Source organism: Limnohabitans sp. DM1 (assembly GCF_001269385.1).
Classification (GTDB): Bacteria; Pseudomonadota; Gammaproteobacteria; order Burkholderiales; family Burkholderiaceae_C; genus Limnohabitans_A.
On record NZ_CXOO01000010.1, the window covers coordinates 285,661 to 298,563 of the forward strand.

13 protein-coding genes and 1 tRNA gene are annotated in these 12,903 nt (G+C 58.0%); 12 read left to right on the plus strand and 2 right to left on the minus strand.

Going from position 1 to position 12,903, the window contains the following annotated elements; genetic code table 11:
• Positions 1 to 6 precede the first annotated feature (6 nt).
• From AMM33_RS02560 to AMM33_RS02595, 8 genes are all read left to right on the plus strand, one after another.
• Entirely contained in the window at positions 7 to 948 is a 942-nt protein-coding gene (locus tag AMM33_RS02560; RefSeq protein ID WP_090138458.1) for a winged helix-turn-helix transcriptional regulator, read from the plus strand.
• Positions 945 to 1,829, plus strand: coding sequence for a branched-chain amino acid ABC transporter permease (locus tag AMM33_RS02565; protein ID WP_090138460.1), 885 nt, complete (start codon positions 945 to 947; stop codon positions 1,827 to 1,829). Before AMM33_RS02560 ends, AMM33_RS02565 begins: the two co-directional genes overlap by 4 nt.
• 21 nt (positions 1,830 to 1,850) lie before the next feature.
• A complete protein-coding gene (locus AMM33_RS02570) occupies positions 1,851 to 2,927 on the plus strand; it encodes a branched-chain amino acid ABC transporter permease (protein WP_090138462.1) in 1,077 nt (358 codons plus the stop codon).
• Positions 2,924 to 3,703, plus strand: coding sequence for an ABC transporter ATP-binding protein (locus tag AMM33_RS02575; protein ID WP_228767906.1), 780 nt, complete (start codon positions 2,924 to 2,926; stop codon positions 3,701 to 3,703). Before AMM33_RS02570 ends, AMM33_RS02575 begins: the two co-directional genes overlap by 4 nt.
• 2 nt (positions 3,704 to 3,705) lie before the next feature.
• The gene (locus AMM33_RS02580; protein ID WP_090138464.1) at positions 3,706 to 4,482 is read left to right on the plus strand and encodes an ABC transporter ATP-binding protein; all 777 of its coding nucleotides are present in this window, start codon (positions 3,706 to 3,708) and stop codon (positions 4,480 to 4,482) included.
• Positions 4,473 to 6,341, plus strand: coding sequence for an AMP-dependent synthetase/ligase (locus AMM33_RS02585; RefSeq protein ID WP_090138467.1), 1,869 nt, complete (start codon positions 4,473 to 4,475; stop codon positions 6,339 to 6,341). The genes AMM33_RS02580 and AMM33_RS02585 overlap by 10 nt, the downstream gene beginning before the upstream one ends.
• Positions 6,342 to 6,414: 73 nt before the next feature.
• Positions 6,415 to 7,587, plus strand: a complete 1,173-nt coding sequence (locus AMM33_RS02590; protein WP_090138469.1) for an ABC transporter substrate-binding protein — start codon at positions 6,415 to 6,417, stop codon at positions 7,585 to 7,587.
• A 64-nt stretch (positions 7,588 to 7,651) separates the two neighbouring features.
• Positions 7,652 to 7,739, plus strand: a tRNA-Ser gene (locus tag AMM33_RS02595).
• A gap of 36 nt (positions 7,740 to 7,775) precedes the next feature.
• Here the strand turns inward: AMM33_RS02595 and AMM33_RS21715 are convergent.
• Positions 7,776 to 8,003: a hypothetical protein gene (locus tag AMM33_RS21715; protein WP_194945206.1), complete on the minus strand. Its 228-nt coding sequence runs from the start codon at positions 8,001 to 8,003 to the stop codon at positions 7,776 to 7,778.
• Positions 8,004 to 8,055: 52 nt separating this feature from the next.
• Here AMM33_RS21715 and AMM33_RS02600 point away from each other — a divergent pair, with 52 nt between their 5' ends.
• The 4 genes from AMM33_RS02600 to AMM33_RS02615 all read left to right on the plus strand — a co-directional run bounded on the left by AMM33_RS02600 (position 8,056) and on the right by AMM33_RS02615 (position 11,683).
• Positions 8,056 to 9,501, plus strand: a complete 1,446-nt coding sequence (locus AMM33_RS02600; RefSeq protein WP_228767928.1) for an ArnT family glycosyltransferase — start codon at positions 8,056 to 8,058, stop codon at positions 9,499 to 9,501.
• Between the two features lie 33 nt (positions 9,502 to 9,534).
• Entirely contained in the window at positions 9,535 to 10,635 is a 1,101-nt protein-coding gene (gene lptF, locus AMM33_RS02605) for an LPS export ABC transporter permease LptF (protein ID WP_090138473.1), read from the plus strand.
• A 110-nt stretch (positions 10,636 to 10,745) separates the two neighbouring features.
• Positions 10,746 to 11,114: a helix-turn-helix domain-containing protein gene (locus tag AMM33_RS02610; protein WP_090138474.1), complete on the plus strand. Its 369-nt coding sequence runs from the start codon at positions 10,746 to 10,748 to the stop codon at positions 11,112 to 11,114.
• On the plus strand, positions 11,111 to 11,683 hold the full coding sequence (locus AMM33_RS02615; protein WP_090138476.1) for a hypothetical protein: 573 nt from the start codon (positions 11,111 to 11,113) through the stop codon (positions 11,681 to 11,683). Before AMM33_RS02610 ends, AMM33_RS02615 begins: the two co-directional genes overlap by 4 nt.
• 10 nt (positions 11,684 to 11,693) lie before the next feature.
• On the opposite strand, the gene hemW is transcribed toward AMM33_RS02615, so the two are convergent.
• Positions 11,694 to 12,902: a radical SAM family heme chaperone HemW gene (hemW, locus tag AMM33_RS02620; RefSeq protein ID WP_090138478.1), complete on the minus strand. Its 1,209-nt coding sequence runs from the start codon at positions 12,900 to 12,902 to the stop codon at positions 11,694 to 11,696.
• Position 12,903 lies beyond the last annotated feature (1 nt).

Sequence of the window (12,903 nt, forward strand, 5' to 3'; positions counted from 1 at the left end):
GAACAGATGATCAGCAACCCAGACCTGGAACTGACGCACGCCGCGCTGGCCTCCAGCACGCTCAGCCACGGCCTGAAGGTATTTGGCGACCGCTGGACGGTGCAGGTCATGCTGTCGGCTTTTCTGGGCATCAGGCGGTTTGATGAGTTGCAGAGTTTCTCCAGCATTCCCCGCCCCACCTTGTCAGACCGTTTGCGCTCACTGGTGCAAATCGGGGTGCTCAAGCCCCGCCTGTACCAGGAAAAGCCGCCGCGCTACGAATACCACTTGAGCCGCAAAGGGCTGGGCCTGTACGACGCCACCTTGATGATCTGGGCCTGGGAAAAGAAATGGGGTCAACGCGCCCAGGACCTGCCCAAAACCCTCTTTCACCAGACCTGCCAACACAGCTTCAACCCACAGTTGTGTTGCAAAGCCTGCGGCGAAAAAGTCAGCATGAAAGACCTGGACTACAGCCTGGTACCCAATGCCCGTCTGCGTCACCAGCCGCTGGAAGGCGTGCGTGCGCCGCGCATGTCCGGGCGCGAAGCCACCGAGATGAGCCTGGGGCTGCGCGTGGACCGCTGGAGCTTGTTGATCCTCACGGCGGTGGTGCTGGGATGCCACTATTTTGACCAGATCACCCACGCGCTGGGCATTGGCCCCAAGGTGCTGTCGCGTCGGCTCTCGGACATGGTCGAGGCCCGCTTGTTGCAATGCGAAACCGATGCCCAGGACGCCCGCAGGCGCCTGTACCGCCTGACCCCCAGCAGCCGCGACCTGTTCGGCTACATCGTTTGCCTGTCCAACTGGGCCGCAGAGTCACACCTGCACGAAACCAGTTCGATCCGGCCACGCCACCGTGCTTGTCAGCACAGCTTTTCTCCCATGGTGGCGTGTGACCACTGCCACCAAAGCCTGAACCCCTGGGAAGTCTCCTTCCCGCCTTCGAATGGAAAAAATCCATGAATGATTTCTGGCAAACCTTTGCCCAACTGACCGTCAACGGCATCGCCGTCGGGGCCATCTATGCGCTGGTGGCGCTGGGCATCGTGCTCATTTACAAAGCCACCGAGGTGCTCAACTTTGCCCATGGCGATTTGCTGGTGGTCTCGGCCTTCAGCGCCTGGGGCTTGATCACGGTGTGGGCCTTGCCGTTTTGGCTGGCCTTGCTGATCACCGTGTTGGGTGTGGCCGTTTTTGCCTATGTGCTGGACGCGGTGGTCATCCGCCGCATCGCCGGACAACCGCAGTTTGCCGGAGTGATGCTGACCATTGCCCTGGCCTTCATGATCCGGGGCGCGGTGAGCATGCTGTTCGGGCCGGAGTCGCGCAACTACCCCACACCCTGGAGCCAACAAAGCACCCAGGTGGCCGGCATCTCGATCGCCAACCTGCAACTGGTGATTCTGGGCGTTTCCATGATGGTGACCCTGGTGCTGTTTTTCTTCTTCCGCTACACCCGGCTGGGCGTGGCCATGCAGGCGGCTTCACAAAACCAGTTGGCCGCTTATCTGAACGGGGTGCGCGTCAAACGCGTGAACTCCATGGTCTGGGCCCTGGGCGGCGTGACGGCCGCATTTGCGGGCGTGCTGCTGGCCCCCATCACCTTGGTCGACATCAGCTTGTGGTTTGTCACGCTCAAGGCCCTGTCGGCGCTGGTGCTGGGCGGATTTGGCAGCATTCCCGGGGCCATTGTGGGCGGCTTGCTCATTGGCCTGATCGAGCAATACGCCGGGGTCTACATGCCCGACGGCACCAAGGACATCGTCGCCTACCTGGTGCTGATCGCCGTGCTCATTGTCCGGCCCCATGGCTTGCTGGGCGAAGCCCATGGCCGTCGCGTCTGAAAAAAGGAAAGAACCCGCCCCATGCGTTTCGATTACCACACCCAATACCGCGAAGGCTTTGCCCTTTGGCGCAGCCCTTTTGACCGCAACCTCTACGCCTTGCTGCTGCTGGGCTTGTGCGCACTGCCCTGGGTCATCACGCCCTTCATGCTGGGCGAGATGGCCTATGTGTTCATTTTGTGCGTGGCCAGTCTGGGCCTGATGACCTTGACCGGTCTGACCGGACAGGTCTCACTGGGCCATGCGGCCTTCATCGCCATCGGGGCCTATGGCCACGCCTGGTTCATGTCCAAGGGCGTGCCATTGCCCCTGTCGATGGTGCTGGCCGCCTTGCTCAGCGCCAGCGCTGGTTTGCTGGTGGGCATACCGGCCATTCGGGTCTCGGGTCTGTACCTGGCCATGGTGACCTTGGCCTTTGCCATCATCGTCGAGCAAATCATCGGCCACTGGAGTTCCGTGACCGGTGGCTTCACCGGCTTGTCGGTGAACGAGCCCGTTTTAATGGGCATGTCACTCGGTGGCTCCAAAGCTTTTTATTACCTGTGCCTGACCATTTTGGTGCTGGTGCTGCTGGCCTTGCTCAACATCTTGCGCTCGGGCATGGGGCGCGCCCTGATCGGTGTGCGCGAATCCGAGGCAGCATCCTACGCACTGGGCATACCGGTCGAGCGCATGAAGGCCGGCGCCTTTGCGCTGTCGGCGGGCATCACCGGCTTGGCTGGCAGCATGCTGGCACACCACCTGAAATACCTCACGCCGGATGGCTTCACGCTGCTGTTGTCGCTAGAGCTGGTCCTGATGGTCGTGATCGGTGGTCTGGGCAGCCTGCGCGGCGCAGTGCTGGGGGCCGTGCTCATCAGCCTGCTGCCCACCGCCATCTCGCGCATCAAACCCTTTTTGCCCGACACCGTGGCCAAACAGTTCGGTCTGGAGACCTTCATCTTCGGCTTTGTCCTGGCCTTTTTTGTGCTGTATGAGCCCATGGGCCTGAACGGCCGCTGGCTCAAGATCCGCAGCCTTCTGGAGTCTTTCCCCATCTACCGCAAAGACACCTTCAAGCGCAACAAGCGCTACATGAAATCGGAGCGTTACCGTTGAACACCCCCATCGTCACATCCCCCCTGCTGACGGTTGAAAAACTGTCACTCACTTTTGGCGGCGTCCAAGCCATTGCGGATCTGAGCCTGGAGGTGCGCCCCGGCGAAGTCCTGGCCGTGATCGGACCCAACGGTGCGGGCAAAACCTCGCTGCTCAATGCCGTCACCCGCGTGTTTGACCCCAGCGGCGGACACATCCGCTTCAAAGGCCAGGACTTGACGGCCTTGCAACGCCATCAAATCGCCAACCTGGGCATTGCGCGCACCTTTCAAAACATCGAACTGTTTGAAGCGGCCACCGTGCTGGACAACTTGCTGCTGGGCCGCCACCGGTTTTTCCAGGGCCACTGGTGGCAACAGGTTTTGCGCACACCGGCCTTGACGCGTCTGGAAGAAGCCGCGCTGGCTGAGGCGGAAAAGGTGATTGACTTTCTGGACCTCACACCCTGGCGACACGCCCCGATTGCGGGACTGCCCTACGGCGTGCGCAAGGTCGTGGAGCTAGGCCGCGCCCTGTGCGCCCAGCCTGAGCTGCTGTTCTTGGATGAACCCGCCTCGGGTCTGAACCCGGAAGAAACACGCGAGCTGGCGTTCTGGATCGACGACATCCGCAGCGAGCTGGGCATCACCGTGGTCATGGTGGAGCACGACATGTCCTTGGTCAGCGCCGTGGCCGACCGGGTCATTTGCATGGCCCAAGGCCGGGTGCTGGCTGAAGGCAGCCCCACCGATGTTCAAAGTCATCCGGCCGTTGTTGCCGCTTATTTGGGAGCTTGAGCATGAGTGCCTTGCTGGAAGTGCGCAACCTGGAAACCTGGTACGGCCCCATTGCTGCGATGCAAGGGGTGAACCTGCAGGTTGAAAAAGGCCAAATGGTCGCCGTCCTCGGCGCCAATGGCGCGGGCAAGACCACTTTGCTCAACACCCTGGCCGGGGTCATCGACCCGTTCAAGGGCCAGGTCCTGTTCAACGGGCAACCCAACCACGGGCTGGACGCCGACGAGGTGTGCCGCCGCGGCCTGGTGCTGGTGCCCGAGGGGCGTCAGATCTACCCCTTCCTGAGTGTTGGGGAAAACTTGAAGATGGGCGCCTACACGCGCCGCGATGCCGATGGCGTGCAGCAAGACCTGGAGCGGGTTTTTCAGTGGTTCCCTCGGCTGCTGGAGCGGGCCCAGCAACACGCCGGTCTGCTGTCCGGCGGTGAGCAGCAGATGCTGGCCATTGGTCGCGCCTACATGGCGAAACCCCAACTCCTCATGCTCGACGAGCCCTCGCTGGGCCTGTCCCCCTTGTTGACCAAAGAGATCTTCAACATCATCAGCCGCATCCGCCAGGAAACCGGAACCTCGGTGTTGGTCGTCGAACAAAACGCGGCCATTGCCCTGGCGCACGCCGACTATGGCTACATCATGGAGCTGGGCCGTATCGTGGCCGCTGACAGCTGCGCCGTCCTGAGCCAAAAAGCCGATGTGCGCGAAGCCTATCTGGGCGGACACGGCGCGCAAGGCGTCAGCGGCACCACACAACGCTGGAAACGGCGCAAAACATGGCGATGACCCCCCACCCCATGAACACCGTGAACACCATGAACGCACCTGCCCCCATCACTTTCCTGGGCGAAGACACGCCCGCCAAGGTTTTTCGCCAGCGCTCACGCGCCTGGGCCGATCAACCTGCTTTGCGCTACAAACAGCGCGGCCTGTGGCAAAGCACCACCTGGGCCGAGTACTTCGGCCATGCCCGCGCCATGGGCCTGGCCATGCAGGACATGGGGCTGGAGCGCGGACACGTGGTGTGCGTGCTGGCTGAAAACCGGCCGCAGTGGCTGTATGTGGACATGGCCGCCCAATGCATGGGCCTGATCGGCAACGGGGTCTACCCCACCTCGTCGGCGGGCCAGTTGCAACACATCCTGGTGGACTCGAACACCCGCCTGCTGTTTGTGGAAAACCAGGAGCAACTCGACAAGGCCCTGGAAGTGCGTGCGCAATGCCCGCAACTGCAGCGCATCGTGGTCATGGACCGCGAAGGCCTGCGCGGCTTCAGTGATCCCGACGTGGAGTTTTTTGACGATTTTCTGGCGCGTGGCCACACGCTGGCCGCTTCCCAGGCATCGGTTTTTGAGGCATTGATTGACCGCACCCAGTCCGAAGACCTGGCCTTTTTGGTCTACACCTCGGGCACCACGGGTGCGCCCAAGGGGGCCATGATTTTGAACCGCAACCTGGTGTTCCAGCTGAGTCTGGCCACCGAATACCTGGACATCCAGCCGGGTGACAAATCGGTGTCCTTCTTGCCGCTGTGCCACATTGCCGAGCGCATGTCTTCGGTCTACAACCCCCTGGCGCTGGGCCTGACGGTTCACTTCCCGGAAAATTCCGGCACGGTGTTCAACGACATGCGCGAGGTCGCCCCTCACCTGGTGTTTGCACCACCCCGGTTCTGGGAAAAGATGTACTCCCAGATCGACCTGTTCATGCGCGATGCCATCGCGCCGGCCCGCTGGGCTTATCAAACAGCCCGCATCATGGGCGCTGCGCGGGTTGAAGCCCAACTGCAAGGGCAAGCCAGCAGCCCACCTGGCCTGCTGGAAAACGCCATGCAATGGCTGGCCTTGCGCAATGTGCGCGTCTTTCTGGGCTTACAAAACGTCAAGAGCGCACTCACGGGCGCTGCGCCCGTGCCACCGGATTTGATCCGCTGGTATTTGGGCTGCGGCATCGAACTGCGCGAAGCCTTCGGCATGACCGAAACCACCGGCTTTTGCACCGCCACCCCAAAAGGCGGTTTGCGCCTGGGCTGGGCAGGCGTCAAAGCCCCTGGCACCGAAATCCGCATTGGCGAGAACAACGAGGTCCTGGTGCGCGGCCCCAACGTGTTCGGCGGTTACTGGAACCTGCCCGAAAAAACCCGCGAAAGCCTGGACGATGAAGGCTGGCTGCACACTGGCGACTGCGGCGAAATCAGTGCCGAAGGTTACCTGGCCATCCGGGACCGCATCAAGGACATCCTGATCACCTCGGGTGGCAAAAACGTGACCCCGAGCCACATCGAGAGCCTGCTCAAATTCAGCCCCTACATCACCGATGCGGTGGTCATTGGCGATGGCCGCAAATACCTGACTTGTCTGGTCATGATCGACCAGGAACATGTGGCCCGTTTTGCCCAAGAACACCAAGTGCCCTACACCGATTTCGGCAGTCTGACGCGGGCCCCCGAGGTTGTGGCCTTGATCCACAGCGAGATCGAGCGCATCAACCCCCAACTGGCCCGGGTCGAACAGATCAAGGCCTTCAGGATCATTGCCGAGCTGCTCACGGCCGAAGACGAGGAACTCACCCCCACCATGAAACTCAAACGCAAGGTCATCGCCAGCAAGTATTCGGCGTTGATCGAGAGCATGTACCCCAACTGAGGCGGCCGCTCAGGGTATGCACGCATGCGTGATCCAGGCCAGATGACTATCGTTTAACCACAAGGAGACAACCATGAACCTCAGCAGAAGACTTCTCATTCTCGCCACCACGGGCGCCCTCGCAGGGGCCGTTCAAGCGCAAACCACCCAAGGGGTGAGCGACAACGAAATCGTGATCGGCACCCACATTGACCTGTCGGGACCGGCAGCGCCTGGCATGCCCATGCTGCGAAACGGCATGCAACTGCGCATCGACGAACTCAATGCCGCAGGTGGCGTGCACGGGCGCAAGATCCGGCTGATCGTGGAAGACAACGGCAGCCAGCCCCAACTGGCCGTGCGGGCTGTGCAAAAGCTGATCAAAAGCGACGGTGTATTTGCCATCGTCAACCCTTTTGGCTCTGGCCCCAATGCGGCCACGGTCAAACTCGCCAACGATGCGGGCGTGATGGTGTTTGCACCCTGGGGTGCATCGGGCATCATCCAGAAAGTCAGCGGCAACAGCCCTTTGCTGTTCACCACCGTCATGAACTACGACACCACCACCGCCTCGGCGTTGACCTGGGCCGTGAACAACTGGAAGACCCAAAAAGTCGGCGTCATCTACCAGGAAGGCCCCTTTGGTGATCTGGTCCGAGGCGGCATCACACAGGCGCTCAAAGGAGGCGGTTTCACTGTGGCAGCCGAAGCCGCTTACAAAGTGGGTGACATCGATTTTTCGTCGCAAGTGGCCAAAATGAAGGCCGCCAACGTCGACCTGATCGTGGCGGGCACCGTGGTGCGTGAAACCCTGGGCGTCATGAGCGAAGTGAAAAAACTCAACTGGTCTCAGGTCAAGGTCTTGACCACCATTCCAGGGCGCTCCAGCATCGTCGCCCGATTGGGCAAGGACTCTGTGGAAGGCCTTTATGGCATCGGTGGCTGGAAACTCCACGATGCCGACAGCACCGACCCTGTTGCCAAGAAATTCATGACCGATTTCAAAGCCAAATTCAACCTGGACGCCGATGAGAACGCAGCCAACGCTTACTCCTACACCTCGTGGTTCATCGCTGGCCTGCAAGCTGCTGGGCGCAACCTGACATCAGCCGGCATGGCCAAAAGCATGGCGGGTGTGACACACCAGGACTTCACCACGTTCAACCGGCAGTCTTTCACCAACAACCATGTTGGTCCTGAATTGGTCTCCATCGACCAGATCAAGGGCGGCAAGTGGGTTCAGGTGGCCGCACCGGGCAGCAAATAATGCCCACGGCCCGAGGCTCGGCTGCGGCCGACCCCGGGCCGATCAGGCTACAATCTGCCTCCAAGGAAGCGTGGCAGAGTGGTCGATTGCACCGGTCTTGAAAACCGGCGACTTGAAAAGGTCCGTGAGTTCGAATCTCACCGCTTCCGCCAGATGGCCGCACAAGGTCAGCTCTCGATCACACATATTCAGCGCCCTTGTGGCGCTTTTTTCATGGCCATGTGTTTATTCCCCGCGCCCCTGCGGTAATGGGGTGGGACGTTACACTGGAATTTCATTCGCTTGGGGACTGATGACCCCTTGCCAACAAGAATCCTGCCCAACCATTCACCGTCCATCTTTCCAATGACCGAGAAAACAAAGTCCTGGTTGACCATCGCTTGCATCTGGTTGTTGCTGCTGGTCTTGGCGCTCATCAGACCTTTATCGCTGCCCGATGAAGGTCGTTATGCCGACATAGGGCGCTGGATGTACCTCTCTGATGATTGGCTGGTGCCCAGGCTCAATGGCATTCCTTTCTTTCACAAGCCCCCCTTGCTTTACTGGTTGCAAGCCGAGGTTTTCCACTTGGCTGGCGTGCATGTATGGACGGCCCGACTGGTGACGGCTGTGCATGCACTGATCATGTTGACGGGGGTGTATTTGGGGGTGCGGCGCATTCTTGGCGAGATCACAGCCCGAAAAGTGAGTCTGGTGCTGGGAACGAGTGTGGGATTTTTGGTGGGTGGCCAATACATCAACCATGATTTTTTGGTGGCCACTTGGATCACTGTGGCCATTGGTTTGTTTGCCATCGCTATGAAGGATGACGATCAACCCGATGTTTTTTGGGCGCGGCTGGGATTTTTCGCTTGTGGCCTGGGTGTGTTGAGCAAGGGACTGATTGGCATCGTGCTACCCGGCATGGTGATGCTCATCTGGGTGATTTTGTCAGGCAAAGCGCGTCAACTTCTCCACTTTCCGTGGCTCAGTGGTTTGCTGATTTGGGGGCTGACAGCCCTACCATGGATGGTGCAAGTCCAGGCACAGTATTCAGGTTTTTTTGATTACTTCATCATCGGACATCACTTTTCCCGCTTCAATGGAGACCATTTCAACAATCAGCAGGATTGGTGGTTTTACCCCGCCGTCATTGGGATTTTCATGTTCCCCTGGGTGCTTTTCATCGCCTGGAATGTTGTGAAACAAATTCTCTCTGGCAAAGCTTTGCGCGGTGGCATCGCCGCTTTGAGGCGCAATCCCTGGACGTCTTTACCCTGGATTTGGTTGGGCACGATCTTGTTCTTTTTCTCGCTGCCCAATTCCAAATTGATCGGCTACATCCTGCCCGTTATTCCGCCGGTTGCCATCCTCGCCGTTCAGAATTGGGACACATTGATGGGGCACAAAAAATCAGCCAACGCCTGGTTTTGGGGGGTATGTGGTTTCAGTTTGGCTTTGGCCACGGGAGCCAATTTTCTGGCGCGCTACAACAGCATGCAAGACCACAGTCAAGACGTCGCACAAACACTCACATGCCTGTCGCACCCCGAAGACAAAGTTTATGTATTTGGAGAATACCCCTTTGATTTGGCCTTTCTGGCCCAACGATCCCAAGCGCTGATTGTGATTGACTACTGGGACGACGCACGAAAGAATTCTGGGGACAATTGGAGAAGGGTCTTTTTTGAGGGAGCAAATTTTGACCACGCAGCTGGACAGGTGCTGCAATCGCCTGAAGTCCTGAAACAGTCATCGCCAGATGTGCGTTGGCTGGTGACCCGGCCACAATTTTCCCACGCCAACATGAACGAAAGCTGGCAAGTGGCATTCAAGGGGCATGCTTGGTGGCTGTGGCGCTCAGGTCCTGCTTTGCCACTGACCACCCCGCCTGTAGGCCAGCGCTGCCAACTCCTCAGCAACAACAAACCATGATCATGCCGACTGCATTGATTTGATGGATTCACCGTGGTTTTGCAATCGTCCCTCCGCAAGGATTTAGCCCAGTCATTTGTGACCACCTTGGTGGTCCTGCTGACTGTGGTCATGACCAATATGCTGATTCAGACCTTGGGCCAGGCCAGCCGAGGCAGTATCAACCCGTCCGATGTGTTGCTGGTGATGGGCTTCACAGCTCTGGGTTATTCCGCCACTTTGTTGACCTTGAGTTTGTTTCTCTCAGTGGTTTCCACACTCTCGCGCATGTACAGCGACAGTGAGATGGTGATCTGGTTTTGCAGTGGGCGCAGCCTGTTTTCTTTTGTTGGCCCCATTTTTCGATTTGCCTGGCCCATCTTGGCGGCCATATTTTTTTCCGCCTTGGTGGTTTGGCCATGGAGTAACCAAAAAATACAGGATCTCAAAGACCGTTTTGAATCCAGAAGCGATGTCGAGCGTGTGGCCCCGGGGAAATTTCAGGAGTTTTCAGGCGGTAAAAGTGTTTTTTTCATTGATAAGGAAAATTCGGGAAGTTTGTCCGGCACTAACGTCTTTGTCTCGACAACGGATGGGGATTTGCAAACCATCACAACCGCACAACAAGGGTTTGTCGACAACATCAAAAATGAGCGTTTTCTGAAACTGAGAAACGGGCAACAGGTCTCCCTCAATACGGTGACCCAGGAAACCCGAATCACTTCCTTTGAAAACTATCAATTGTTGATCGAAGAGCATGCTGTTGCCGCCTCTGGTGCCCGTGCGAACCACACGGTTGCCAGCCTGGACCTGGTTCAGAAACCCGACCCCTCACGCATGGGTGAGATGTTCTGGCGCTTAGGTCAGGGATTTTGCGCACTGAATCTGGTTTTTCTGGCCGTGGCATTGGCGGCGGTCAATCCAAGAGCTGCCAAAAGTTATCATTTGATGAAAGCCATTTTGACTTTCGTCATTTACTACAACATGATCAATTTCGGTCAACGCTGGATTGCCGAAGGACGCATGCCATTGGCATTGTTGATGATTTATCTTCATGGCACAGCGGCCTTGATTGCGGGATTGTGGATCATGAGTCGGCAAACCAATTGGACATTGCGGCTTTGGCTATTTCGTCAGCGACGTGTGAACGCCTGAGATGTCGTTCGCAGGATTCGAAATGCTTGATGGACATCCAACATTTTTTGAATGATTTTTGGCCTTATAGTTTTTTGAATTTTTTAATTTAATTGATAAAATTAAAACCTATGGAAAAAAATACCAGCCCATTTGCCACTGCTTATTTGAAATTTTTGCAACTGGCTCGCGTCGTCAAAGCTTTGCCTGACGGCATGGAAATGGACGCCAACGAAAGCGCTCTTTTGCAAGCCGTGGTGCTGCGCTGGTATGAAAACCAGCCCATGACCGTGCGCGAGGCCATTGGTCTAGCGGATTTGGGATCTCCCGCCACACTGCACAAACGCATCACACGTCTGCGTGAAAAAGAAATGCTCAGCACTCTCAATCTCGATGGCGACCGTCGCGCCAAATACCTGATGCCTACCCCGCGCACCATTGAGTACTTCAGCCATCTGGGCCAATCCATGCAACAGGTACAGCAGACCTTGACTTCATGACGACGGAATTTCGGGCTGCCTACCAGTGCGCTGTACTGACTTTGGTCAGTGCTGTTTTGTTTGCAGCTGTCTTTCACTTCAATGCATGGGTTTTTTCCGCACTGGAATACCGCACGGGCATCAATTGGGTGTTTCTGCCGTCTGGATTCCGGGTCATTTTGGTGCTGGTTTTGGGCATACCGGGTGCCATCGGCATCATGCTGGGCTCCTGGTATATAGACCGGGCCACACTGATCGGAGATGTCAATGGGCTGGTGGTGCTCAATGGCATCGTGTCAGGCTGGACGCCTTGGCTGGTCCAGAAATGGTTGGAGAAAAGAGAGTTGTTCAGCGCCCACTTGGACGACATGACCGCACAAAAGCTCCTGACTTTCACCGTGGTCTATTCAGCGGCCAACGCTTCAGCCCACCACACCGTCTGGGTGTGGCTGCACCGCACTCAGGTCAATTGGTGGATTGATGTGTGGCCGATGTTTGTGGGCGATGCAGCAGGTGCACTCTTGATGCTGTATGCGTGGAAGTTGCTGCTCATGTCCGCCAGGCACTGGCAAGTTGGGCCAAGAATTTAAGCAGCAGCTTTCAGGCTGCATCACTCAAGAACAGGGCTTGCAGATCAGACAGAAAATCAAAGCCCCGCTCGGTGGGCCAGACACGGATCAGGTCTCGCTGAATCAAGCCCAGGCGTTCGGCCTCCAGCAAGCCTTTTTGAATGCTGGTCACGGGCAAGCCTGTGCGTGCAACGAAATCCGTCAATACAAAACCCTCGCGCAAACGCAGGGCGTTGAGCATGTATTCAAAGGGCAAGTCCTGACGTGAGACTTCGGTGTTTTGCGTGACTGGCTCGCCTTTCATGGACTGTTGCATATACAGCTGCGGCTCCCGAAAGCGTACTTGCCGCACCACACGGTGCGCAAAGCTGAGCTTGCTGTGCGCCCCGGCGCCAATGCCCAGGTAATCCCCAAACTGCCAGTAGTTCAGGTTGTGCGCACAGGCGTGGCCAGGTTGGGCGTAGGCCGAGACCTCATAACGCGACAAGCCATGCAATGCTGTCAGCTCGGTGATGCGGTCCATCATCTCGTAGGCCAGATCGTCCTCGGGCAGCGCCGGTGGAAACTTGGCAAACACCGTGTTGGGCTCGATCGTCAGGTGGTAAATCGAGATGTGCGGCGGCGCAAAGGCCAGCGCGGTCTGGATGTCCTGGCCCAGGTCTTCCAGCGTCTGGCCGGGCAAGGCATACATGAGGTCAAGATTGAAGGTGTCAAACACCTGCGCCGCCTCAGCCACGGCTGCCAACGCCTGATCGCAGTCATGCACTCGGCCCAATGATTTCAGGTGGGCATTGTTGAAACTCTGAACCCCGATGGACAAACGGGTGATGCCGGCCTGGCGAAAAGCCTTGAAACGGTCTTTCTCAAACGTGCCCGGATTGGCCTCCAGGGTGATTTCGGCATCGGGTGCCACGCGCACACGGGCACGAATGCCGCCAATCAGCTGGTCAATGGCGTCGGGCGTAAACAGGCTGGGTGTGCCGCCGCCCAAAAAAACGGTCTGAATGCTGCGCCCCCAGATCAGGGGCAGGCTCGCTTCCAGATCGGCCAACAAGGCATCGATGTATTGGGTTTGCATCGACCGGTCATCGCCTGCGCGCCACTCATGCGAATTGAAGTCGCAATAGGGGCACTTTTTGATGCACCAGGGCAAATGCACATACAGCGACAGCGGTGGCAGCGCATTGAGCTGCAACACGCCAGGGCGCATGGCGTGAACCGGATCAAGCGGATGGCTCATG